Here is a 25,005-nt window from a genome sequence, read left to right on the forward strand (position 1 = left end):
ATTGCAGCTGCACAGATCACCGTAAAAAACGTAACCATATAAAAATAAAGCCGTATATACTCATATATATACGGCTTTAGATTAAAAAATTATAATATAAATTATATATTAGCTGATCATGAAGCCGTCTGTCGGAAGCGGTAAATCACGCTGAAGCGCTGCCAAATCAGAGCGACGACAAACAGTGCAGCTTGAGTCAGAACAATACAGGCGCTGGTCGATGCATCAGCGTGGAAGCTGAGCAATACACCAAATACGCCGGAAAATACCGATACAGCACAGGCAACGATCATCATGCGCCCAAAGCGGCGGCAAACCAACTGCGCGGTAATGCCCGGCGCGATCAGCATCGCCACAACCAACACCACGCCAACAGCCTGAATAGCCGCGACCGAAGTCAGCGCGAGCAAGATCAACAGCCCATAGTGCAGCCATTTAACCGGCAACCCCGCAACGCGTGCATGCGCTTCATCAAAGACGAACAGCATCAGATCACGCCACTTGAGCAAAATCACCGCTGAAACTACTGCCCCAATCACATAAACCTGAATGCGGTCGGCTTTTTCAATGCCGAGGATATTGCCAAACAGGATATGGGTCAGGTGTTGCTCAGTATCGATGTAGGTAAACATCAAAATACCGAGTGCAAACATGCCGGCAAAGACGATACCGAGCGCAGTATCTTCCTTGATGCGGCTGTTACTGCGCACATATCCGGTCGCAAGTGCACACAAAAGCCCCGATACAAATGCACCGATACTGAGCGGCAGACCGGCAATACTGGCAAGTACCACACCGGGCAAAATCGCGTGCGAAATCGCATCCCCCATCAGCGACCAACCTTTAAGCACCAAAAAGCACGACAGCAACGCGCAAACGATACCGACGATGACCGCAATCACCAACGCTTGCTGCATGAACGTGTAATGCAGTGGTGCAGTGAAAAAAGATTGCAACATACTCATACCGCCACCGCCTTACGCAAGCGTATCTTGCGTGGAATCAGTCCGTACTTCGGCGAGAACAGGAAAGCCAAAATGAACAGCGCCGTTTGTAGTACGACAATCAGTGCACCGGTGACGCCATTGACGAAGTAGCTCAGATACGCACCAAAAAAGCTGGTCAGCAAACCGATCAGCATTGCAATCACCAGTACGCGGCCAAAGCGATCGCTGAGCAGGTAGGCGGTCGCACCTGGCGTGATCACCAGTGCAATCACGAGGATCGCACCAACGGCCTGCAACGACGACACCACTGCCGCGCTGAGCATGGCAAAAAAGATGATTTTCCAACGCGTCACGTTAAGCCCTGCGGCGACTGCTTGTGTCTCATCGAAAAACATCAGCATGAAATCGCGCCACTTGAGTGCGAACAGTACCAGTGTGATCGCTGCGATAAACATGATTTGCCACAGGTCGCTATCACTCATGCCGAGAATATTGCCGTAAATAATTGCGGTAATACTTATGGAAGTCGGATTCAGCGATATCAGCAGCAAACCGGCGGCAAAAAATGCCGAGAATACGAAGCCGATGACCGCATCTTGCTTGAGGCGCGCAATCTGGTTCAATCCCAAAATAGCAGTAGCGGCGAGAAAGCCGGTAAAAAATGCGCCCATCGCATAAGGCAAGCCCAGTGCGTATGCACCCGCAACACCCGGCACAACCGCATGCGACAGTGCATCACCAATCAGCGACCATCCCTTGAGCATGAGAAAAACAGACAGCAAGGCGCAAACGGTACCAACCAGCGCACTTGCCGCCATCGCCTTGACCATGTAGTTATAGGTAAACGGTTCGAGTAGCCATTCAATCATTGCGCTTGTCCTCGCCCTTTCCACCATAATTGGCCGGATGATGGCGACCACCGAGAAATACCGCCGGACGTTCGTCGTCTGTCACGATCGTTACAGATTCCGATGGCGAAGTCTGCCCATCGATACTGATGTGCTTCAAGATGCCACCAAAGGTCTTTTCCAGGTTTTCATGGGTATAGACCGTTGCCGTATCACCAGCCGCAATCACCGTGCGGTTGATCATCACCACCTCATTACAGTAATCCGGTACCGTACCGAGGTTATGGGTCGAGACGAGGATCAGATAACCTTCGCGACGCAATTCCTGAAGCAATTCCATGATCGCATGCTCGGTTTTAACGTCCACTCCAGTAAATGGTTCATCAAGCAAAATAATCCTGCTTTCTTGAGCCAGCGCACGCGCGAGGAACACGCGCTTTTTCTGCCCACCGGACAGCTCGCCAATCTGGCGCTCGGCAAGCTGCTCAACGCCGAGGCGCTCCATTGCAGCCTGTACGATTTGATGGTCGCTGCGGTGTGCGATGCGCATAAAGCCCATGTGGCCATAGCGCCCCTGCATCACCACATCGCGCACCAAAATCGGGAATTGCCAGTCGATATTTTCTGATTGCGGCACATACGCGACGCCATTTTGCTTGACCGCTTGCGCAGCCAACAAGCCGCTGAGGCGGATTTCGCCGGTCTGCGGGCGCACAATGCCCATGATTGAATTAAACAGCGTTGATTTACCGCTGCCATTCACCCCGACCAACGCGCATACTGTGCCACCATTTAATGAAAAGCTGACATCGTGAATCGCGGTATAGCCATTGGCATAAGTCACGCGCACTTCCTGCGCGGTAAGAGAGACTTCCTGCATTACTCACTCCTGCTTCTGCTGAAGCATTCGTTGTCAAACAGCAAAAGCGCGGCACTTTTCGTACCACGCCACTTGCAATATTTGACGTTAATTTGAGTTCTGTGTTGCTGCGTCACAGCAGCAACACAGAGCCATTACACAGCCAATTACTTAGCAGCTTTACCAGTCAGGCCCTTGAGTACTGTGCCGGTTGTTACATCAAGCAGGTCGAGGTAAGTTGGTACCGCACCATCTGGCTCAGACAATGAGTCGACGTAAAGCACACCACCATAAGCAGCACCAGTTTCTTTAGCGACCTGACGCGCAGGCTTGTCGGAAATAGTACTTTCACTGAACACCACTGGAATGTTGTTCTCACGAACCTTATCGATCAGCGCACTGACCTGATCCGGAGAACCTTGCTGCTCAGCGTTGATCGGCCACAGATACGCTTCTTTCAGGCCATAATCACGAGCGAGGTAAGAGAACGCGCCTTCACTGGTCACCAGCCAACGCTGCTCTTCTGGTACGGTTTCAAGCTCAGCACGGATGCGCTTGTCCATGTCGTCAATTTTGGCTTTATACGCTTCGGCATTAGCGGCGTATTGCTCAGCGTGCTCAGGGTCATATTCAGCCAGCGCTTTTTCAATGTTATCGACATAAATTTTGGCGCTAGTGGTAGACATCCACGCATGTGGATTCGGCTTGCCATCATATTCACCACCACTGATCGACATTGGCTCAATACCTTCAGTCACAACGACAGAAGGAACACCATCAATATTGGCAAAGAATTTTTCAAACCAACGCTCAAGGTTCATGCCGTTCCAAAGAATCAGATCGGCTTCTTGTGCGCGCACGATGTCTTGGGGAGTCGGCTCGTAGTCGTGAATTTCAGCGCCTGGCTTGGTAATAGAAACCACTTCAGCGCTATCGCCAGCAACGTTTTGCGCCATATCGGCAATGACGGTGAAAGTGGTTGCAACGGTAAACTTGTCATCTTTGGCATAACCAAATGCGCAGACAGCAGAAATAACCACAGCCAAAATAGATTTTGAGGTCACAGACATAATAAAAATGCTCCAAAAAAATTAAACGGAGCGGATACGGTATAAAAAACAATAATGATTGGCAACTACAACTTGGTAAAATTTTTCCAGTAAACTTAACAGACTGCACTTACCCATGTAATTCATTAAAAATATTGAATATTGAACATACTTTTCTGATGCATATAGCGGCCACCTTCATTGTCGTGTCACTCACTCTTCTCCCCCGTAAATACAGTCATTCGATACCAATCAAAAAACTATCGTGCTGCAATGTATATTCATTTGCCATCAATACTTGAGCAGCGCGACATAAATCCGTATCATTCGCCTGTTAAATCATGGTAGTCGGGTAATTCTTTGTTCAAAAACAGACAAGCAGGCATCACAACCATCACACTGGATAGTGATGATCAGGCACTGATGCAAGCACAATTGGAAAATGCTGTAGGCAAAGCCCCCCAAGGCTTTTTCACCAGCATGCCTTTCGTTGCAGACCTAAATCAGGCTGCAATTGACTCAGCAGAACGCTTAATCGCGATCAAAAAGCTGTTTCTCGAATTTGGCTTGACGCTGATCGGCATCAGCAATCACCGCTGTGACGCATCAGTATTACAAGCAGCCGGGCTAGCTGATATACAGCTTGCCCAAACGGCCGAAAAGCGCATGCCAACGGCTAGCGGTCGCGAGAAGGCAAATCAACCAACTCCCGAATACCTCCCAGAGCAACCAGCCGCGTGCAATGCCAAAATCATCCGTCAGCACGTACGTTCAGGGCAACGTGTTTATGCCAAAGGCTGTGATTTGATCGTGATCGGGACGGTTGGTGCTGGCGCAGAAATCATCGCTGATGGACATATTTCTGTTTATGGCAGCTTGCGTGGGCGCGCTTTCGCCGGTGCAAAAGGCGATCACGACTGCATTATTTTCTGTAGTGAACTGGCAGCCGAGCTGGTTTCGATTGCCGGCTGCTATCAAAACATGGAACAACTCGAGCCGTATAAAGGGCAAAAAAATTGCCTGATAACACTCGATTCTGATGAGCTCATGTCCGTGCGCTCACTAATGCCAAAATAAAACCCATTGCTTAAATTAAGGACGTCTACATGAGTAAAGTAATTGTTGTCACATCGGGTAAAGGCGGCGTCGGTAAGACCACGACCAGCGCAAGCCTCTCTGCCGGCCTCGCATTGAAAGGACATAAAACAGCCGTCATCGACTTCGATGTTGGCCTGCGTAACCTCGATTTAATCATGGGCGTTGAGCGCCGTGTGGTCTATGACTTGGTCAACGTCATCAATAACGAATCTACCCTGCACCAGGCGCTCATCCGCGATAAGCGGGTTGAAAACCTCTATATCCTGCCTGCTTCACAGACCCGCGATAAAGACGCACTGACCAAAGAAGGCGTCGCCGCTGTCATTGATGAGCTTAAGGAAATGGGCTTCGAATACATTATTTGCGATTCTCCAGCCGGTATTGAGCGTGGTGCATTGATGGCATTGTATTTTGCTGATGAGGCTATCATTACCACTAACCCTGAAGTCTCATCCGTACGCGACTCAGACCGCATCCTCGGTATTCTTGCCAGCAAATCCAAGCGTGCTGAAGAAGGCCTTGAGCCAGTTAAAGAGCACCTCATCATCACCCGCTACAGCCCAGAGCGAGTCAAGATGGGCGAAATGCTCAGCGTTGAAGACGTCATCGACATTCTTTCTATCGAACTGCTCGGCGTTATTCCTGAATCGGAAGCAGTACTCTCTGCATCAAACCAGGGTGAACCGGTCATCCTGAACAGCGACAGCCATGCCGGCCAAGCTTATTCTGATGCGGTTGAACGTTTACTCGGCAATAGTGCGCTGCCGCATCGCTTCCTCGATGCCAAACGCAAAAGCTTTTTCTCTAAATTGCTGGGAGGCTAAGCATGGGTTTTTTAGATCACCTCTTTCGTCGCCAAAGCAATTCAGCCAAAACTGCTAAAGAGCGCCTGCAAATCATCGTCGCCCATCAGCGCGATGGTCGTAATGGCAACAAGCGCAACGAACCAGCGTTCATGGAAGACATGAAGCGCGAAATTCTCCAAGTAGTGAAAAAGTACGTCAACATTCATCCAGACGATATCGAGGCCAATATTTCCAAAGAAGGCGAAATGGACGTACTTGCTTTGAATATCAATTTACCTGAGAGCACTGACGGAAAGATCACGACCAGTTAACCATGAGTCAAACTGAGCAATCAGTCCGATTAGATCAATGGCTGTGGGCGGCACGTTTTTTCAAAACCCGCCCACTTGCCGTCTCTGCGATCAAAAATGGCCGCGTGGACGTCAATGGCCAACGCGCCAAGCCAGCGCGTAGTATCTCAGCCGGAGACGTCCTCCACATCCGCAAGCAAGCCGAGCTCGAATTTACCGTCACCGTGACAGACGTCAGCAGTAAACGGCTCTCAGCAAAGCTGGCGCAAAACCTTTATGAAGAAAGTGCTGAAAGTATCGCCTTGCGTGCAGCCCTGCGCGAACAGCAGCAAATTGCGCGCAATATGGTTGATTTTCCCGACAAGCGCCCCGATAAACGTGCGAGAAGAGACATCCGCGCGATCAAACATCAGGAGTAATATTTAATGAGCAAAGAATTTGACCTTATCTGCATTGGCGGCGGCTCCGGCGGCATTGCTACCGCACGTCGTGCAGCTGAATACGGTGCAAAAGTCGCCGTCATCGAAGGTGCAAAGCTCGGCGGCACTTGCGTCAACGTCGGTTGCGTGCCAAAGAAGCTGTTTTGGTATGCAGCAAACACCGCGGAAGCGCTCGAAAATGCACCAAAATTCGGTTTTGAAGGCATGGATAAGGCGCATCCATTCAACTGGGCGCAATTCAAGAAAGATCGCGATGCCTATATCGCCCGCCTCAACCACATCTACGCCAACAACCTCGATAAAAGTGAAGTAACTTTAATTGAAGGTTTTGCGCGTTTTAATGGCCAAAATAGCGTCGAAGTCAATGGTGAGACCTACCGTGCCAAGCACATCGTGATTGCCGTTGGTGGCAAGCCGGTCGTTCCTGATATCGAAGGCGCAGAACTCGGCATCACTTCAGATGGATTTTTTGCCCTGGAAGAGCAGCCCAAGCATGCTGTGATCGTTGGCGCTGGCTACATCGCCTGCGAAATTGCCGGCGTCATGCAAGCACTTGGTACACAGTGCGAACTCGCTGTACGCAAAAACCGCGTCTTGCGCACACTTGATGAAGACATCACAGACACTCTTGCAGAAGCCATGGTCGAGCAAGGCATCAAACTGCGCTTTGAAACCCAAATCAGCAAAGTTGAGCAAGTCGCAGACACCTTACACATCCATTACGACAATGGTGACATGGTCGAAACTGATTGCCTGCTATGGGCAACCGGCCGTATCCCACTGACCGCCGAGCTTGGCCTCGAGCAAGCCGGAATCAAAGCCAATGACGATGGCACCATTACGGTGGACGACTACCAAAATACCAGTGTGGATGGCATTTACGCGCTTGGCGACGTCACCGGGCAAATTGACCTGACGCCGGTCGCTATTGCTGCTGGCCGCCGCTTGGCTGCACGCCTGTTCAATGATCAGCCTGATGCCAAACTCGACTACAACAACATCCCAACCGTGATGTTCACCCATCCACCAATTGGTACAGTTGGCCTTGGTGAAGCCGAAGCCATCGAAGCCTTTGGCGAAGAAGAAATCAAAGTTTACCGCGCCAAGTTCACGCCTATGGCTCGAACCTTTGCCGTTCACAAGCCCAAAACGCTGATGAAGCTGGTCTGCCAAGGCAAAGCCGAACGCGTGATTGGTATTCAGATGATCGGTGACGGCGTTGATGAAATGCTGCAAGGCTTCGCAGTAGCGGTCAAAATGGGGGCTGCAAAAGCAGACTTCGATGATACCGTCGCGATCCACCCAACCAGCTCGGAAGAGCTCGTCACCTTGCGCTAACACCAGCATAGAATAGACGCATAATTTGCGGCAAACATATTAGCGGGCAGTCATTTAACGACTGCTCGCGAACCACCCTACAAGCAAGGAATCATCATGCAACAACCTATACCTCACACCTCACAGCCGGAAAAATTTCCCCAAAGCTCACACAGCATCGTCATGGGCTACCTATTATGGATCTTCGGCTTTATTGGTGCGCATCGCTTTTACTACGGCAAAACCATCAGCGGCGTCATTTACTTTTTTACCCTAGGGCTATTTTTCATTGGCTGGATCATCGATTTATTCCTGATTCCAGCGATGGACAAACAAGCTGATAACCGCTTTTTGACCGGCCCAATCAATTACAGCATTGCATGGCTACTGCTGACCTTTCTCGGTGTATTTGGCGTTCACCGCTTCTACATGGGTAAATGGATTACCGGCTTGATCTATCTGTGCAGCGCTGGGCTATTCGGCCTTGGCATTCTCTATGATTTCCTCACCCTCAACGAGCAAATCACCATCAAGCACCGCGAAGCAGGCCTGCGTTAGGTCTTTTTGGCATTGATGTCCGGGGTGCGTATGCAGCGCACCCCGAATCTCATTCTCGCTGCAACCCGGCGGCAATAAGCAGTACAAACAACTGACTGAGATAAGCCGCAGATTTTCATCAAACTGCAATCTGCCCAACGCATTTTTGTACTAAACTCCAGCGTGAAGAGTGCAACAACAAAGAGCCAAGAAGCGAATGATTTTCATCAACTTTTTAAAAAATGTGCATTGTATTTCAAGATAGATATCCTCAAATACAATCAAAATTTTAATTTATCAAAAGTTGTCTTATAATGCCGCACATTCTAAAAAGACAATCATAGAGACCACATGAGTACATGGCAGCGCATCCGCAAATGGGGACACCAATGGGCAAGCCCGGCTGGGTTTGATCGGCTCACCGGCTATATCTTGCCGTGGTTAACGCCGCTAGGCTGGCTCGCGCTCATCGTTGGTATTATTTGGGGGTTGGCTTTTGCGCCTGCTGACTACCAGCAAGGCAACAGCTTCCGCATTATCTATATTCACGTGCCTGCTGCCGCGCTATCGATGTCGATTTACGTCATGATGGCAGTCGCATCTGCGGTTTTCTTCATCTGGCGCGTACGCACTGCCGCGATCTTTGCCCGAGCTGCTGCACCTTATGGTGCGATTATTACCGCACTGGCGCTCATCACCGGAGCGATCTGGGGCAAGCCAACCTGGGGCGCATATTGGACGTGGGACGCACGCCTCACTTCGGAACTCATTCTTCTGTTTCTCTATACCGCCTATATGTTGCTGCAAACCAGCATTCCTGACCGCCAGCAAGCTGACCGCATCTGCGCCATCCTTGCCGTGGTCGGCGTCATCAATATTCCGGTTATCCACTATTCGGTGGTGTGGTGGAATTCGTTGCATCAGGGCGCGACGATTTTCAAGCTAGACACACCGTCAATCAGCAGCAGTATGCTTTGGCCACTGCTGATCTGCCTAGCGGCTTATTACTTGCTGTTCTTCGCTTACGTCCTCAAGAGTATGCAAAATTTGATATTACAGCATCGTATCGACCGCTTACTCGCCCGCCAATAAAATAACGACATAAATAAAATGACACCATGAGGCCAACGCCATGTTTTTTGACAACTTCACCGAATTACTCGCCATGGGGCGACACGCTCCTTATGTTTGGAGTGCTTATGGCATCTCGCTAAGCGTGATCATCATTGCCCATATCGCCGTCCGTGCACGCCACCGCCGCCTGCAACGCACCCTTGAAGCGCTGAAGGTGGCATCATGAAACCGGTAAAAAAGAAGCGTTTGACCTTGATCCTGACCATCTTTGTCGTCGCGGCTACCGGCATTGGGCTGTTGCTCTACGCCATGCAAGAAAACCTCAATCACTACTACTCTCTTGAGGCGCTGGCCAAAAACGAAATGCCAGCAGAGCAGGACGGCATCCGCGTTGGTGGCATGGTTGAAAACGGCTCATTACAACGTGAAGGCGATAGCCTCAGCGTGACGTTCCGCATTACTGACTTCCAGAATCCTCCACTAACCATGCACTACACCGGCATCCTGCCCGACCTGTTCCGCGAAGGCCAGGGTATCATCGCCACAGGCAAGCTTGGGGCAGATGGTGAATTCCGCGCCACCACCATCCTCGCCAAGCACGATGAGAACTACATGCCGCCAGAAGTCGCCGAAGACATGAAACGCAGTGGCTACGACCACAAGCAAGGCCAAAAACAGGGGCAGTATTAATGACAGGCGAAATTGGTCACCTCACCCTGCTGCTCGCAGGCGCGCTCGCTTTTTTACAATGCACTCTGCCGCTGCTCGCAGCGCGTAATCCTCGCGCACAAAGCCTCGTTGTCGCTTGTGCCAAAGGGCAGTTTTACCTGCTCAGCATCAGCTTTATCGCCCTCGGCTACGCCTTTTACGCCAACGACTTCTCACTGATCTACGTCGCAACCAACAGCAATGCACAGCTACCGTGGTACTATCGCCTCTCAGCAGTTTGGGGTGGGCACGAAGGCTCGCTGCTGTTATGGATATACATCCTCAGCATTTGGACGGCAGCAGTCACGTGGCGCAGTGCAGCACTGCCTGCTGACTTCCGCATCCGCGTCTTGTGCGTCCTCGGCTACATCGCACTCGGTTTTATCGCCTTTATTGCCCTGACTTCAAACCCGTTCGACCGCCAATTCCCAATTCCTTTTGACGGCCGCGACCTCAACCCTCTGTTGCAAGACCCCGGCCTCATCTTCCACCCGCCGCTACTTTACGCAGGCTACGTCGGCTTTGCCGTCGCCTTTGCGTTTGTCGTCGCTGGGCTGTGGCAAGGCCGCCTCGACAGCCTGTGGATCAAGCGTGCCCGCCCGTGGACGCTTGCTGCATGGCTCACCCTGACCCTCGGTATCGCACTTGGCAGCTACTGGGCGTATTACGAACTCGGCTGGGGCGGCTGGTGGTTCTGGGATCCGGTCGAAAACGCCTCACTGATGCCATGGCTGATCGGCACTGCACTCATTCACTCGCTCGCCGCCAGTGAACGACGCGGTATCTTCATGATTTGGACCAGCCTGCTCGCTATCCTCGCCTTCTCGCTGAGCCTGGTCGGTACATTCCTCGTGCGCTCAGGTGTCCTCACCTCAGTACACGCCTTCGCATCTGATCCGACCCGCGGTATATTTATTCTCGCGCTACTCGTCGCCATCACTCTGCCGGCATTGGTTCTGCTAATCACCCGTGCCTCAACCCTATCGCGCCACGCACCATATAACCTGTTGTCACGCGAAACAGGGCTGCTCGCCAACAACTGGCTGTTTTCCGGTGCGTGCCTCATCGTCTTGATCGGCACACTCTACCCACTCGCCGCTGACGTACTCAACCTTGGCAAGATCTCGGTCGGCGCACCGTATTTTAATCGCCTCATTGTACCTCTCGCCCTTGTCAGCCTTGCCCTGCTCGGCGTCATGCCGCTGTTGCACTGGCGACGTGACCGCTTGCCGCGCGTCATTCCGCGCATCCTCGGCGGACTTGGCTTTGCTCTGGCTTTCACAATCTTGCTTGCTATCAGCATCATCCCCGACAGTAACCCGATGACCCTTATTGCGGTATTTATCGCTGGTTTTGCCCTTGCCGCCGTACTCATCGACACAGTCGACAGCATCATCAAACAGCGCGGTAACATCCGTCGCAGCCATCTCGGTATGCTCCTTGCACACCTAGGGTTTATTGTCATGGCACTCGCCATCACCGCCACCGGCACTTATTCCAATGAGCAGGATTTGAGTATCCACAAAGATGACCAAGTCAGCATTGCCGACTACCGCATTACCCTGCTCGGCCTGCGCGATGTTGATGGCCCCAACTATCACTCGACCAAAGGTCTGTTCCGCATTGGCAAAACTGATGACGACAGTTTCTTTGAAGTACTCGCCCCGGCCAAGCGCCAATATCATTCCTCGACTATGCCAATGACTGAATCAGCGCGCCTCGTCACGCCAACCCACGATCTCTACATCGCCATGGGTGAACAAATTGGCGACGGCGTTTGGGCGATCCGCCTGCAATACAAACCCTTTATTATCTGGATATGGCTCGGCGGCGTATTGATGGCGCTCGGCGCACTTATCGCCGCCACTGACCGCAAATACCGCCAAGACAAAGGCAGCAAATGAAACGAAGCAGCATTATTCTCACCATCCTCATCGCCGTTACCTTTACCGCTCTGATTGGCTTCTTCGCCCTTGGGCTGGGTAAAAACCCGCAGGAGCTTGATGCCGTGCGCCAAGGCAGCCGCTTTGGCACGGGCGATGGCGACATCCACTTCACCCTGCCCGCGCTCGATAATGATCGCGAGCGCACCGTTGCCGACTTACCCGATGGTTATTTCTTGCTCAACGTCTGGGGCAGCTGGTGCCCGGCATGCCACCAAGAGCATCCTTATCTTATGCAGCTCGGCAAAACCATTCCCATCATCGGGCTCAACTGGCCAGCCGACAACCCCAATGAAGCCCACGATGCCAAGCGCTTTCTGCGCGAACTCGGCAATCCGTACAGCCTCGTCCTCACCGACCCGAAAGGCAGCCTGATTATCGACCTCGGCGTGTACGGTGCACCGGAAACCTTCCTCATTGCACCGGATAAGACCATCCTCTACCGCTACGCCGGCCCAATGAACGCACAAATCTGGCAAAATAACTTTTTGCCTCTGATTAAGGAACATTGATATGACCGACACCATCAACCTCATCCACAACCACCGTTCCATCCGCCGCTTTAAGCCTAAAGCGCTCGACCAAGCAACTGTTGAGCGCCTCGTCGCAGCCGCACAAATGGCGTCTACTTCAAGCTACAAACAAGCCTACAGCATCATCGGCATCACCGATCCGGAGATCAAGCAAGCCCTTTCGGAGATTGCCACCCAGCAGCATGTTCGTGACAACGGCCACCTCTTCGTCTTCGTCGCTGACTACTATCGCCACCACCTCATCTGCCAGGAAGCTGGCTATGAGCACAGCGAAAGCCTCGACACCACTGAAGGCTACAGTGTTGCCGCCATCGACGCGGCACTGGCCGCGCAAAACCTCGTTCTCGCTGCTGAATCATTAGGGCTTGGCGCGTGTTATATCGGCGCACTACGCAACGATCCACAGCGCATCATCGAATTGCTCGACCTTCCCCAATACACTTTGCCGCTGTTCGGCGTCGTCGTTGGTTATCCTGATAGTGAAGGCAGCCAAAAGCCACGCCTCTCGCTTAATGCCGTTTACCACGAAAACCACTATCAGCACGACCCCGCTGTCGTCAAAGCAGCACTCGATGAATACGACCAACGCATCGCCGACTATTATGAGCAGCGCAGCAGTGGTAAACGCCCTGAAAGCTGGCGCCAACTCATGGTCAAAGCACTGCACCCAGTCAAACGCAAAACCCTACACGCCATCGCCAAAGCGCAAGGATTCCTGCAACAATGAAACTGAGCAATACCATGCACACTACTCAGATCACATCAGCACAATCTCGGGGCGTTTACCTGCAAACGCCCCCTAAATTACTTGGCAACATCTTCAAAGCAGCCGCGCTGTTCGTACTCGCACTACTCTCCACAACCTTGTGGGCCGCCATTGACGACGCACCTGAATTCAGCACCCCTGAGCAAGAAGCGCAATACTACGCCTTGATCAAAGAAATTCGCTGCCCGACGTGCCAAAACAACAACGTCGCCGAATCTAACGCACCACTCGCACGCCAGCTGCGCCAGCAAATTGCTGAGCAAATCCAGCAAGGCAAGAACAATAGTGAAATCAGCAGCTATCTCGTTGATCGCTACGGTGATTTCATCACTTACCGCCCACCATTTAACGCACGCACATGGCTATTGTGGCTTGCCCCAGCCGGGCTGATGCTTATCGCGCTCATCGTATGGCTTATCGTGCGCGGTCGCCAACGCCAAATCGCCGCCCTCAGCCCCGAACAACAAGCCGAACTGCGCAAATTACTGATGGAAAATCGCTCGCCATCCAAGGCCACCAACGCAAATCAGACTGAGCAAAACAACAACCAACCGCCACAATAACCAGCGCGAGAATCCCGCATGACCGTCACCATCATCATTGCCACAATCGTCCTCACTGCCGTATGGCTGCTCATTGCCAGCCGTCGCCCACTCACGCCACCTGACCAAAAGCGTGAAGCGCGCGACCTCGTTGCGCTCTACGATGCACAGCCCGAAGCAGCAGATCCGACGCAGCAAAGTGAACGTGACTACCGCCTCTATCATGAACTCAAGCGCCTGCAACAGCATCGCACCAGCCAGCACAGCGGGCGTCTGCCAATATGGATTGTACTGCTCACCATCACTGCACTCGGCGCCGCCGGATACGCATGGTATATGCTCGGCGGTAGCAATACCCTGCAATGGCAAAAGCTCGACAGCACCCTCGACGCACCACTAATCCGCAGCCAATACCTCGGCGAACAAACCCCACAATTGCCCGCTGAAGACCTAAACGCTTACTGCCAGCTTCTACAAACCCGCATCGACCGCAATGACCCCGATCAGCTCGATACCCTTGCACGCTGCTACCTGCAATACAACAACTTCCCTTACGCTGCTGCCGTCTACCACAGCCTTTACCGCTTGCAACCAGATGACGACAAAACTGCGCTCAACTACGCACAAGCAACTCTGTTCGGCAGCCGTAACCGCCCGATGAGCGAAGAAATCGAAACCATCTTGCAGCGCATCATCCACAACGACCCGCAAGACATCATGCCGCAAATTCTGCTCGCTGCGGGCTACCGCCAATCTGACCGCAACAGCGAAGCCCTGCCCATGTGGCAAGCACTTGCCGACAACACTGCCAAAGACCACCCGCTTTACCCGATGATCGAGCAAACTTTGGCCGACACCAAACAAGCCATCGCACAAGATCAAAACGACAGCCTGCCTGTTTCACAAGCACCCGAAGCAGCCAGCACAAGTAGCAATAGCAGTGCCAACGCAGCCTCCACAGCGAATACGGATAGCGCCAATACTGACGCTGCCAAGATCCGTACTGAGATCAGCATCAGCCCCGAACTGCTTGCCCAGATCACACCGCAAGCCAAGCTCTACCTTATTGCCAGCCCGGTCGGTAGCCGTATGCCGCTCGCAGTCAGCCGCCACGACCCGCAAGCACAGCAAACCATCACCCTTAGCGATGAAGACAGCATGAGCGGCGCAACTCTCGGCGACCAACCAAGCATCACTCTGCGCGCCAAACTCAGCCCCGACGGCAACGCCATGAGCCAGCCACTCGCCGAGAGCGAGCAAACCGTCACTCTGCCCGCAGCAGACACCATCCACATCGAGCTGTAACATGGCACAACTCATCAGCGCGACCAATCTCACCATTCTGCGCGGCCACACCCCAATTCTGCGCCAGCACAATATCAGCGTCGAAAAAGGGCAAGCCATTCACCTCAGCGGCGACAACGGCAGCGGCAAAACCACCTTACTACAAGCCCTTGCCGGGCTGCTCACTGCACAAGGCGGCAACATCGAACGCCATAGCGACATGCTCTACCTCGGCCATCGTCCCGGCATCAAAGCATCACTCACTGCACGCGAAAACCTGCAGCTCATCGCCCGCCTTTATCACCGCATGCCACGCCAAAACCTCGACGAACGCATCAGCCATGCACTCGAACAAGTCGGGCTAGAGCGCGTCAGCGATCGCCCTACCCGCCAACTCTCAGCCGGCCAACAGCGCCGCTGCCAACTCGCACGCCTGTGGCTCGACACCCCGCCACTATGGCTACTCGACGAACCCCTAACCGCGCTCGACGTCCACGCCATCGCACGCCTTGGCGAGCACTGCGCCAATCATCTCGACAGCGGCGGCGGCATCATTGTCACCTCGCACCAGCCCTTTCCAATTCCCAATCACACGTTAAGCCAGCACCCTCTAACTTAATTCACGCTCACTGCACGTTATCGATATACTAACGCCAAACTTTTTAGTACCTCATCCTATCAACTATGCTCACCCTACTCATCAAACGCGAATTACTCAGCGCATGGCGCGAACCACATCAGCTGGTTCAGCCAGTGCTCTTTTTCGCACTCACTATTGTTCTGTTTCCCATTGCCTTGGGTAGCGATGAAAATACCTTGCGCGCCAGTGCGCCGGCTGCTTTATGGCTGGCCTTGCTACTCGCAGCATTGCTTGCCGGTGAGCAACTGTTCAGTGAGGATTACCGCGACGGCACGCTCAGCCAAGATCGCGTACATCTGTCCGAATTTTGGTTGTTAGCGCTGGCCAAGCTCGGCGCTGCGTGGCTGCGCTTTTCGCTGCCAATTCTGATTTGCTTACCGCTGCTTGCACTGATGCTGCATATACCGCTGGCGACCCTGCCAGCACTGGCAGCACTGATTGTGCTTGGCAGCCTGTCGTTGCTGCTCATTGCAATGCTTGGCGCTGCGCTGACCGTCAACCAGCAGCAAAGCACTTTTTTGCTGTTTCTGATCGTGGTGCCGTTCTATATTCCTATCCTGATTATCGGCGTCACTGCTGCAAGCAGTATTTTGAACGGGCTAACTTATCAAGGCCACCTTGCCCTGCTCGGTGCATTTGCTCTATTTGCCTTGCTAACTATGCTGCCATTTACTACCTTAGCACTTAAAACCCAATCATTGCCCTAAGCATACGAACGTAAACCATCATAAAAGGAGTAGTAGATCATGGATGAATCTAGCAACTACCTCGATGCCAAAGCATCTGATCCTGTCAATTTTGGCTGGATGCAGGGCTTTCCACCACCCAAAGAGTGCATACTTTCAGCTGTTGACGGCAGCTTTTTCAAATTTCCGGCACTGCGCTATTCCGTATGCCACATGCGCCAGTTCTTCCCGACGGCAGTTGTGCCAGCAGCTACCGAAAAACGTCATGAATTTAGTGAACAACTTGACCCCAATATCGATGCTCTAACCTTCCAGCCACTCGATGGCTCAGCGGAAATGACATGGGCTGATTCACTGTACAAAAACTATACCGATGGCATCGTCATCCTGCACCGTGGCAAGCTCGTTTACGAGCGCTATTTTGCCGCCCTCAAGCCTAATCATGTACACGCAGCGATGTCCGTGAGCAAGACGTTTGCCGGAACACTTGGCGCAACCTTAGTCGCAGAAGGCGTACTTGATGCGCAGCAAACTTGTGCGCACTACATTCCCGAACTCAAAGGCTCCGGCTTTGCTGATGCAACTGTGCACCAAGTGCTCGACATGACCACCGCGCTCAAGTACAGCGAAGACTACGCCAACCCAAAAGCCGAGATCTGGACGTATTCTGCTGCTGGAAATCCATTCCCAAAACCAGCCGACTACCACGGCCCACAGGATTATTGCCAAGCCCTGCAAGGGATTCAAAAAAGTGGCGAACACGGCAAATCTTTCGGCTACCGCACACCCAATGCCGACATGATTGGTTGGCTGATTTCACGCGTATTAAATCAACCGTTGCCACAAGTGCTATCCGAACGTATCTGGCAACCGCTCGGCTGCCACATCGATGCGTATTATCAACTCGACAGCGTCGGCATGGCCTTTGCCGGTGGCGGCTTCAACGCCAATATCCGCGACATGGCGCGCTTTGGCGAGATGATCCGCTGCAAAGGTGCGTTCAATGGCAAGCAGATCTTGCCAGCCAGCGTCAGTGAAGACATTGAGCAAAATGGCGATCCTGAGCTATTTGCGCGTGATCCTGAACACCAAAGCCTCAAGGGCTGGAGCTACCGCAATATGTGGTGGAAAACCAATAACGAACACGGTGCTTTTGCTGCACGTGGTGTATACGGGCAAACCATCTATATTGATCCCGTTGCGGAGATGGTCATTGTGCGCTTTGCCTCCTACCCCATCGCGGCCAATGCGGCCAACGATGCTCATTCCCTACCGGCTTACCACGCTGTTGCAAGATATCTTAAAAGCAAATAAAAGCGGATCATACATACCTATATGATCCACTTGTGCGTACGTTAAGGCTGATTATCTAACGCCGAATAATGTGAGAGGTATGACTGCAAGCAGTACTACTTGTACTGAAAAATGCCCACCATTTTTCAGTGGTCTTGGTAAGGCAGGGTGTTTAGCTATGCCGCTAAACACCCTTCAAATTCATACAAAAACAGCCAAATACCAAAGGTATTTTTTAGGCGCTGCATGGATGTAGCGAAAGCGCTGCTGTATCACAGCCCTTTTGCCAAAGCACGGCAAATATCATCAGCATTTTCCAGCCCGACTGAAAGCCGGACAGTACCATCAGTAATCCCAAGCAATGCTTTGTCTTCAGCACTGACGCGACCATGGGTCGTGGTATCAGGATGGGTGATGATGGTACGCGCATCGCCAAGATTACCGGAAATACTCAGCCAATCGCAGTTGTCGATCAAATGCCACGCAGCATCTTTACCGCCTTCAACGTTAAAAGTCACCATACCGCCGAAGCCATTATGCATATAGCGCTTGGCAAGCTCGTGCTGCGGATGTGATGGCAAGCCGGGATAATAAACGCGCTCAATCTGTGGCTGTGCTTCAAGCCACTTGGCGACATGCAAGGCATTTTCCGAATGGCGTGCCATACGCACCGGCAAGGTTTCAAGGCTCTTGACGAACACCCACGCTTCAAACGCACCCATACTGGTACCGATGGTACGCAGCAAGCGATAAAGTTGATCGCCATCGTCAGCATCACGACAAATCAATGCGCCACCAAGTACGCGCCCCTGCCCATCAATATATTTGGTCGCTGAATGTACGACGATATCTGCACCGTGCTTAAGTGGCTGCTGCAAATACGGTGTTGCGAAACAGTTATCGACGACGAATTTTGCACCTGCCTGATGAGCAATCTCTGCCAGCGCATCGAGGTCAGCAATACTCAGCATCGGATTTGCAGGGCTTTCGAGGAAGAACATTTTGGTACGCGGTGTGCAAGCATTGCGCCATGCATTGAGGTCGTTCAGATCAACCAGCGTCGTTTCAATCCCAAACTTGGATAGAATTTGGTTGAACAAAAACAACGTCGAACCAAAGCTGTTACGCGCACAAACAACGTGGTCGCCCTGCTCTAAAAAAGCCATGCTCATGGCGAGAATAGCGCCCATGCCGGTCGATGCGGCAACGCAACGCGCACCATCTTCAAGCTCGTTCAAGCGTTGCTCAAACATATGTACGGTTGGGTTGCCAAAGCGGCTATAACTGAACGCACTCTTGCGCTCAGCAAATATATCAGCCGCTTCTTCGGCACTTTCAAACATAAATGACGACGTCAGAAACAGCCCTTGAGAATGCTCATTGGCTTGTGATTGCCACCATCCTGAGCGGATAGCACGGGTTTCAAAATCCTGACTGTGGTCTTCATGGTTCATTGCACAGACTCCAATTGCAATGGTGGGGTAGATAGCGCATCATCAGATTGAGGCGCATTCGTAGAAGATTGATCCGGTTGCTCCTGCTGTGCAGGTGGCTGAGGAGATTGTAGCTGCTGATCGGACGCTGACTCATTGCTCAGCGATTCAAGGCGCAGCTCGGCATCACTCATGTCACTGATGGCGTTGCGTTGCTGACCTGAGACGCGCAATCCGGGTCGGTCAGCAGAAGCGCTCTGTCCGGTATGCTCTACGCCAAGCTGATCGGCTGAAATACCAAATTGGTTGCCGGCTTCGGCGACTGTTTCACCACCATTTCGCAGCATGTCGCGTACATTTGGTGGTAATCTTTCCCAGCCCCATGCACCAACGCTTTCAAATCCCGGGGCCAAACGCGATGTCAGCCACCAATTTTCTTTGGTCAGTGGCGTCAGGCCGATCACGAATACCACCAAAGCACCTATCACCAAGCCGCGCGCCAAGCCAAACAGCATACCGAGGAAGCGGTCAAAGCCGCTAAGGCCGGTACTGGTCAGGATCTGGGCAATAATCATATTCAGCAAGCCGACGACAAACAGCGTGACCAAAAACAAAATACCAAATGCTGCGAGATAGCTGATCAGTGCATCATCAATAAATTTACGTATATGATCATTAGCCACTACCTCGGCAAAGCGCCACGCCACATAAATGGCAACGGCCCATGCAATCAGCGATAGTACTTCTTTGACCAATCCTCGAGCCAAGCCAATCAATGCTGACAGGATGACAATTCCCCCCAGCACGACATCAAGATAATTCATATTTTCCATGCTTATTCCTTAGCGGTTAATTTCGCGAGCGCTGATGCCCATCGTATTTAATTTATCCAAATAGCCTTTGACCTGACCACTCGTCAACGGGCCAACATAGACGCGATAAAAGGTTTTCCCTTCAACCACAGCAGGTTCAATCTCGGTTGACCAGCTTTGTGCTTTCAAAACCGCCGCACGCTTTTCGGCATTAGCTCGCTCCCCAAAGCTGCCAGCTTGAAGCCATACATTGGCTCGCTGTGAGTCTGGATTGCTCAATACAGGAATATTCTCAGCCTCTTCCAAAGCTGTTAGACCAATTTTAGGCTGCTCATTGGCGGCTTGATTGGTCTGCGCTGGCTGAGCCTGAGAGGATGGCAAAGCCGGGTTACTCTGCTGAGTATCATCGCTGCCCTCCAATGAAGTCAGGCTCAAAGGCGGAACTTCTGGTGCATCCTGCGGCGGTGCTACATTGCCCTTGTCTCCTTCGGTACGTACATCCACACCGCGCTCAATATACTCAGGAACATCCGGATTGAGAAAACGATCCAAAAACAATAATGCGATCAAGGCGACCACCAATAACCCGGTCAGGCGAAAAACCCATTTACTCATATTCGTTCAACCTCTCCAATACTTCAGCAACTGTCACAAATGATCCCATCACTACCACCAAATCGCCTTGTTCGGCACCATATTCCACAGCCTGCAAAGCAGCAGTACTGTCTGAAACTGTCTGCACTTGCGCTGATGCAATACCTGCATCTCCAGCTGCAATACCAAGCTGCGCCGCGCTATATCCGCGAGGCCCATCAAGGCCACATAAAACCCATTGATCAACCACATCTTTAAGCATTGCGAACACGTCTTGGTGCGCTTTATCACGCAACATACCACACACGCACCACACCTTGCCGTAATGCTGCTTTAATGGCGCAAGAAAGTCGCGCAATACTTCGGCGCTATCCTGATTATGCGCCACATCGAGCAGCCAATCAGCGCCATGTTTCGGATGCTTATACCACATCAACCGCCCCATATGCGCTGTCCGGCGTATTACCTGAGCCACCTTTTCCGGCTCCAGCGTAAACCACTGTGCCAGCACAGCAATACACGCAGCCAGATGACCATGCTGATGAACACCCGGCATCTGCTGCGGCTGTGGCAGCTTGGCGCTAAAACCCGGTACATCCAAGGCAAAGCCATCATCTGTAGCGCGCACTGACAAGACATCGCGGCGCGTCCACAGTTTCGCACCCAGTGCTTTGGCTTGATCAAAAATAGCCTGAGGAGGATGCTGATCTGCCAAAGCGACCGTCTGCCTGGCACGCATCACACCTGCTTTTTCACACGCAATAGTTTCTACGTCTTGCCCAAGCCAATCCTGATGATCCAGCCCGATACGGGTAATGATCGCGGCATCGGCATCAATCAAGTTGGCGGCATCCAATCGCCCACCGAGCCCGACTTCAAGCACTGCCAATTGAGGCTTGCGTTGCACCATCAGGTAAAAAGCAGCCAAAGCGGCCCATTCAAAATAGGTTAGCGTGGTTTCTCCGCGCGCCGTATCAATCGCTTCAAAGGCACTAACCAGCTCATCAGGATCGACGTATTCACCATCAAAGCGAATACGCTCGCGATAGTCGTGTAAATGGGGTGAGGTGAACGTCGCCACGGAAATACCGTGTTCAACCGCCAATGCCTCACACCAGCGCACACACGAGCCTTTGCCGTTGGTCCCGGCAACGATCACAACGTGCTCAGCGATGCTCCGGCCGCCAAGCGCCTGCCATACGCGGCCAATGCGCTCTAGCCCAAGATCCCACGACTTCGGATGGCTCTCTTCCTGCCATCGCAACCATTGCGCCAAATTGCGTGTGCGCTGATCACCCATGAATGCGCCCAGATAAAAAATCAAACAATGCCTGATTAATCCGCTTTCTTTGCATCGCCGTTACCCGAAGCATGCTCTGAAGCGTTATCCGTATGGCTGGTATCAGCGTCAAGCGGCTTGGCCAGGTCAGCGGCTGGTGTTGCTTCTGGAGCGCCTTGTGCTGCGCGCTTTTCTTCGCTTTCAATCATCACCGCTTCCACCACAGCTGCCGGCTCAGGCTTGTGCAGTGGGAAGTCTTGCTTGAGCAGCAAGGCAAATAAACTTGCCAACTCATCACGCATTTGGCGACGGTCAACAATCATGTCAATAGCACCCTTCTCAATCAGGAACTCACTGCGTTGGAAGCCTTCAGGCAGCGTCTCACGAACGGTCTGCTCAATGACGCGAGGGCCGGCAAAACCGATCAAAGCACCTGGCTCGGCAATGATAACGTCGCCCAACATAGCAAATGATGCAGATACGCCACCCATGGTCGGATCTGTCAGTACTGAAATATACGGCAATCCTGCCTCACTCAACTGCGTCAATGCTGCGCTGGTTTTTGCCATCTGCATCAGCGAAGTCAAGCCTTCCTGCATTCGCGCACCACCACTAGCGGCAAAGCAGACGAATGGCGTCTTGTGCTCGATAGCATGGTCAACCGCACGCGCAAAGCGCTCACCGACGACTGAGCCCATCGAGCCGCCCATATAATCAAATTCAAAAGCAGCAGCAGTCAGCGGCCTGCCGTGCAATAAGCCATACATCGCAATCAATGCTTCATTTTCACCACTGCGCTTTTGCGCCTGGGTGATGCGATCTTTGTAGCGCTTGCTGTCTTTAAACTTGAGGAAATCTACCGGTTCAAGCTTCTCGCCAAGTTCATGGCATTCACTACCTTTATCAAATAACTGCTCAAGGCGTTTGCGTGCTTTGATCCGCATGTGGTGTCCGCATTTCGGGCAAACACCCTGATTAAAGGCCAAATCTTCTGCGTAGAGCACTTCATTACAGCCATCGCATTGGCGCCACAAGCCATCTGGTACTTGCTGATTTTTACTTTTGGTTTTGATGCGCGAAGGCATCAAGCTGTCAAACCAACTCATGGTTATCTCCCGTTTCGTTATCTGTTATGCGTCCATCGCTTGGCGAATTTCTGCCACAAAATCCCGTGCGGTGGTCGTCAAATCATCATTACGCTCAGCGCTGTCGTGCAGTTTTGCCACCAATGCCGAGCCAACTACAGCACCATCAGCAATGGCAGCCATTTCTTTGGCCGTCTTGCCATCGCGAATGCCGAAGCCAATGCACACTGGCAAATCGGTTTGGGTTTTCAACTGGCTAACTTCATCGGCAATTGCATCAGCTGCTGCTTGCTGCTTACCGGTGACGCCACGCAGAGAGACGTAGTATATAAAACCTTGTGCTTCACGGGTAATCGCGGCCAAGCGCTCTTGGGAAGTGGTCGGGGCTGCAAGCAAAATTGGTGTAATACCGGCATCATTGAGCGCATTGCGATAATCCGGCAATGCCTCAACCGGGCAATCAACCAAAATCACCGCATCTGCGCCAGCTGAGGCAAGATCATGCACACTACGCGAAAATTCCCGGCGCTCAAAGCTATTCAAATAGCCCATGACGATTAAAGGCGTTGTGTCGTCTTTTTGCCGGAAATCAGCAATCATTTTCAGCACATCGGCAAACGTCACACCGCGCGCAAGCGCTCGCTCATTGGCGAGCTGAATCGTCTCACCATCAGCAGCAGGATCGGAAAACGGAATGCCGAGTTCGAGCAAATCTGCGCCACCTGCGACCAATGCGTGTAGCACATTGACCGTCTGTGCCGGATCAGGATCACCAGCGCTGATATAGGGAATTAATGCCTTACGCCCAGCCTGTCTCAGTGCTGAGAAGCGCTTTTCAATACGTTGTTCGTTATTCACAGTTCTATCCCGTCCATTTTAGCCACGGTATTAATGTCTTTGTCGCCACGACCGGACAAATTCACCACAATGCGCTTGCCTGCACCCAGCTCTTTCGCCAGCTTCATCGCATAAGCCACTGCGTGCGAGCTTTCCAGTGCCGGAATAATGCCCTCAAGGCGGCATAAGTCATGGAATGCCGCCATCGCTTCATCGTCGTTTATTGCGACGTATTTAGCGCGTGATTCGTCTTTTAGCCATGCGTGCTCAGGGCCAACACCAGGATAATCCAAGCCAGCTGAAATTGAGTGGGTGCCGGAAATCTGCCCGTCTTCATCACTCATGACATAGGTCCGGTTACCGTGCAAAACACCCACTGGCGTCTTCTCATCAGAAAGTGGCGCAGCATGTTCGCCGGTTGCCAAGCCATGCCCACCAGCTTCAACGCCATAAAGCGCCACATCATCCTGATAAAACGGGTAGAACATACCGATCGCATTTGAACCGCCGCCGACGCAAGCAACCAACGCATCGGGTAATGCGCCAAATTTATCCAGCGCCTGCGCGCGCGTTTCTTCACCAATCACTTTTTGGAAATCACGTACCAGCATCGGGTAAGGATGCGGTCCGGCGACAGTACCGATAATGTAGAACGTGCTGTCGACATTCGCAACCCAATCACGCAACGCCTCGTTCATTGCATCTTTCAGCGTACGACTACCAGCCGTGACTGGCACAACCTTCGCACCGAGCAATTTCATGCGATAAACATTCGGTGCCTGACGCTCAACATCGTCCGCCCCCATATAAACCACACATTCCAGCCCCAGACGCGCGGCAACCGTTGCCGTTGCAACGCCGTGCTGACCTGCGCCAGTTTCGGCGATCACGCGTGGCTTACCCAAGCGCTCGGCAAGTAACGCTTGACCAACGGTATTATTGACCTTGTGTGCACCGGTGTGATTCAAATCTTCGCGTTTAAGCCAGATTTCTGCACCACCAACTTTCTCACTCAGCCGTGCCGCATGATAAAGCGGCGATGGGCGACCAACGTAATCAGCCAGTTCAGCGCGAAACTGCTGCCAGAACTCAGGCTCATCGCGCGCCTGCTCGTAAGCTTGCTGTAGTTCAAGAACAGCCTGCATTAGCGTTTCCGCTACAAACTGCCCACCGAAGCGACCGTAGTAACCGCGCGTATCGGGAAAAGCGTATAAATCTGCCATGCTGATGATCTCTGCCTTAAACACAAAACAGCGTATTTTAACAGAGCCGCAGCGCTTTTGTTGTTGCGTAAAATCAAATTAT

The 25,005-nt window shown here is 52.3% G+C and carries 27 protein-coding genes and 1 pseudogene; 17 read left to right on the forward strand and 11 right to left on the reverse strand.

Annotation, left to right across the window (positions count from 1 at the left end; genetic code table 11):
- Positions 1-116: 116 nt before the first annotated feature.
- From KRX19_07560 to KRX19_07575, 4 genes are all read right to left on the reverse strand, one after another.
- Positions 117-965, reverse strand: a complete 849-nt coding sequence (locus KRX19_07560; GenBank protein MBV7434882.1) for a metal ABC transporter permease — start codon at positions 963-965, stop codon at positions 117-119.
- The gene (locus KRX19_07565; GenBank protein ID MBV7434883.1) at positions 962-1,816 is read right to left on the reverse strand and encodes a metal ABC transporter permease; all 855 of its coding nucleotides are present in this window, start codon (positions 1,814-1,816) and stop codon (positions 962-964) included. The genes KRX19_07560 and KRX19_07565 overlap by 4 nt, the downstream gene beginning before the upstream one ends.
- Positions 1,809-2,675 (reverse strand): ATP-binding cassette domain-containing protein, encoded by an 867-nt coding sequence (locus KRX19_07570; GenBank protein MBV7434884.1) that lies wholly within the window; start codon positions 2,673-2,675, stop codon positions 1,809-1,811. The genes KRX19_07565 and KRX19_07570 overlap by 8 nt, the downstream gene beginning before the upstream one ends.
- 146 nt (positions 2,676-2,821) lie before the next feature.
- Entirely contained in the window at positions 2,822-3,724 is a 903-nt protein-coding gene (locus tag KRX19_07575; GenBank protein ID MBV7434885.1) for a metal ABC transporter substrate-binding protein, read from the reverse strand.
- 339 nt (positions 3,725-4,063) lie between these two features.
- Between KRX19_07575 and minC the strand changes: the two genes are divergently transcribed.
- From minC to KRX19_07660, 17 genes are all read left to right on the forward strand, one after another.
- Positions 4,064-4,780, forward strand: coding sequence for a septum site-determining protein MinC (gene minC / locus KRX19_07580; protein ID MBV7434886.1), 717 nt, complete (start codon positions 4,064-4,066; stop codon positions 4,778-4,780).
- Positions 4,781-4,809: 29 nt separating this feature from the next.
- Positions 4,810-5,625, forward strand: a complete 816-nt coding sequence (gene minD / locus KRX19_07585; GenBank protein ID MBV7434887.1) for a septum site-determining protein MinD — start codon at positions 4,810-4,812, stop codon at positions 5,623-5,625.
- A 2-nt stretch (positions 5,626-5,627) separates the two neighbouring features.
- Positions 5,628-5,918 carry a cell division topological specificity factor MinE gene (minE, locus tag KRX19_07590; GenBank protein ID MBV7434888.1) on the forward strand — a complete coding sequence of 97 codons (291 nt, stop codon included), beginning with the start codon at positions 5,628-5,630 and terminating at the stop codon, positions 5,916-5,918.
- 2 nt (positions 5,919-5,920) lie between these two features.
- Positions 5,921-6,316, forward strand: a complete 396-nt coding sequence (locus KRX19_07595; GenBank protein MBV7434889.1) for a heat-shock protein — start codon at positions 5,921-5,923, stop codon at positions 6,314-6,316.
- 6 nt (positions 6,317-6,322) lie between these two features.
- Complete coding sequence (gor, locus tag KRX19_07600; protein MBV7434890.1) at positions 6,323-7,675, forward strand: glutathione-disulfide reductase; 1,353 nt, start codon at positions 6,323-6,325, stop codon at positions 7,673-7,675.
- Positions 7,676-7,771: 96 nt separating this feature from the next.
- The gene (locus KRX19_07605) at positions 7,772-8,212 is read left to right on the forward strand and encodes a TM2 domain-containing protein (protein ID MBV7434891.1); all 441 of its coding nucleotides are present in this window, start codon (positions 7,772-7,774) and stop codon (positions 8,210-8,212) included.
- A gap of 330 nt (positions 8,213-8,542) precedes the next feature.
- Complete coding sequence (ccmC, locus tag KRX19_07610; protein MBV7434892.1) at positions 8,543-9,283, forward strand: heme ABC transporter permease CcmC; 741 nt, start codon at positions 8,543-8,545, stop codon at positions 9,281-9,283.
- 40 nt (positions 9,284-9,323) lie between these two features.
- Complete coding sequence (gene ccmD / locus KRX19_07615; GenBank protein ID MBV7434893.1) at positions 9,324-9,491, forward strand: heme exporter protein CcmD; 168 nt, start codon at positions 9,324-9,326, stop codon at positions 9,489-9,491.
- The gene (gene ccmE / locus KRX19_07620) at positions 9,488-9,955 is read left to right on the forward strand and encodes a cytochrome c maturation protein CcmE (protein ID MBV7434894.1); all 468 of its coding nucleotides are present in this window, start codon (positions 9,488-9,490) and stop codon (positions 9,953-9,955) included. Before ccmD ends, ccmE begins: the two co-directional genes overlap by 4 nt.
- Complete coding sequence (locus KRX19_07625; protein ID MBV7434895.1) at positions 9,955-11,877, forward strand: heme lyase CcmF/NrfE family subunit; 1,923 nt, start codon at positions 9,955-9,957, stop codon at positions 11,875-11,877. The genes ccmE and KRX19_07625 overlap by 1 nt, the downstream gene beginning before the upstream one ends.
- Positions 11,874-12,428 (forward strand): DsbE family thiol:disulfide interchange protein, encoded by a 555-nt coding sequence (locus tag KRX19_07630; protein MBV7434896.1) that lies wholly within the window; start codon positions 11,874-11,876, stop codon positions 12,426-12,428. The genes KRX19_07625 and KRX19_07630 overlap by 4 nt, the downstream gene beginning before the upstream one ends.
- A 1-nt stretch (position 12,429) precedes the next feature.
- Positions 12,430-13,176 carry an oxygen-insensitive NADPH nitroreductase gene (nfsA, locus tag KRX19_07635; protein ID MBV7434897.1) on the forward strand — a complete coding sequence of 249 codons (747 nt, stop codon included), beginning with the start codon at positions 12,430-12,432 and terminating at the stop codon, positions 13,174-13,176.
- 14 nt (positions 13,177-13,190) lie between these two features.
- Positions 13,191-13,778: a cytochrome c-type biogenesis protein CcmH gene (locus tag KRX19_07640; GenBank protein ID MBV7434898.1), complete on the forward strand. Its 588-nt coding sequence runs from the start codon at positions 13,191-13,193 to the stop codon at positions 13,776-13,778.
- An 18-nt stretch (positions 13,779-13,796) separates the two neighbouring features.
- Positions 13,797-15,062 (forward strand): hypothetical protein, encoded by a 1,266-nt coding sequence (locus KRX19_07645; protein ID MBV7434899.1) that lies wholly within the window; start codon positions 13,797-13,799, stop codon positions 15,060-15,062.
- 1 nt (position 15,063) lies between these two features.
- Positions 15,064-15,660, forward strand: coding sequence for a heme ABC exporter ATP-binding protein CcmA (gene ccmA, locus KRX19_07650; protein ID MBV7434900.1), 597 nt, complete (start codon positions 15,064-15,066; stop codon positions 15,658-15,660).
- Between the two features lie 65 nt (positions 15,661-15,725).
- Positions 15,726-16,388: a heme exporter protein CcmB gene (locus KRX19_07655; GenBank protein ID MBV7434901.1), complete on the forward strand. Its 663-nt coding sequence runs from the start codon at positions 15,726-15,728 to the stop codon at positions 16,386-16,388.
- A gap of 39 nt (positions 16,389-16,427) precedes the next feature.
- Positions 16,428-17,681: a beta-lactamase family protein gene (locus KRX19_07660; protein MBV7434902.1), complete on the forward strand. Its 1,254-nt coding sequence runs from the start codon at positions 16,428-16,430 to the stop codon at positions 17,679-17,681.
- 251 nt (positions 17,682-17,932) lie between these two features.
- Here KRX19_07660 and KRX19_07665 read toward each other — a convergent pair whose 3' ends face one another.
- The 7 genes and pseudogenes from KRX19_07665 to trpB form a co-directional block, all read right to left on the reverse strand.
- Positions 17,933-19,114: an O-succinylhomoserine sulfhydrylase gene (locus tag KRX19_07665; GenBank protein MBV7434903.1), complete on the reverse strand. Its 1,182-nt coding sequence runs from the start codon at positions 19,112-19,114 to the stop codon at positions 17,933-17,935.
- A complete protein-coding gene (locus tag KRX19_07670; protein ID MBV7434904.1) occupies positions 19,111-19,926 on the reverse strand; it encodes a CvpA family protein in 816 nt (271 codons plus the stop codon). Before KRX19_07670 ends, KRX19_07665 begins: the two co-directional genes overlap by 4 nt.
- 9 nt (positions 19,927-19,935) lie before the next feature.
- Positions 19,936-20,520: an SPOR domain-containing protein gene (locus tag KRX19_07675; GenBank protein ID MBV7434905.1), complete on the reverse strand. Its 585-nt coding sequence runs from the start codon at positions 20,518-20,520 to the stop codon at positions 19,936-19,938.
- The gene (locus KRX19_07680; GenBank protein MBV7434906.1) at positions 20,513-21,799 is read right to left on the reverse strand and encodes a bifunctional folylpolyglutamate synthase/dihydrofolate synthase; all 1,287 of its coding nucleotides are present in this window, start codon (positions 21,797-21,799) and stop codon (positions 20,513-20,515) included. Before KRX19_07680 ends, KRX19_07675 begins: the two co-directional genes overlap by 8 nt.
- Before the next feature lie 227 nt (positions 21,800-22,026).
- Positions 22,027-22,884: pseudogene (accD, locus tag KRX19_07685) on the reverse strand (acetyl-CoA carboxylase, carboxyltransferase subunit beta).
- A 24-nt stretch (positions 22,885-22,908) separates the two neighbouring features.
- Positions 22,909-23,721: a tryptophan synthase subunit alpha gene (gene trpA, locus KRX19_07690; protein ID MBV7434907.1), complete on the reverse strand. Its 813-nt coding sequence runs from the start codon at positions 23,719-23,721 to the stop codon at positions 22,909-22,911.
- Entirely contained in the window at positions 23,718-24,923 is a 1,206-nt protein-coding gene (gene trpB / locus KRX19_07695; protein MBV7434908.1) for a tryptophan synthase subunit beta, read from the reverse strand. The genes trpA and trpB overlap by 4 nt, the downstream gene beginning before the upstream one ends.
- Between the last annotated feature and the right edge of the window lie 82 nt (positions 24,924-25,005).

This window comes from Cardiobacteriaceae bacterium TAE3-ERU3, assembly GCA_019218315.1.
Lineage (GTDB): Bacteria > Pseudomonadota > Gammaproteobacteria > Cardiobacteriales > Cardiobacteriaceae > JAHUUI01.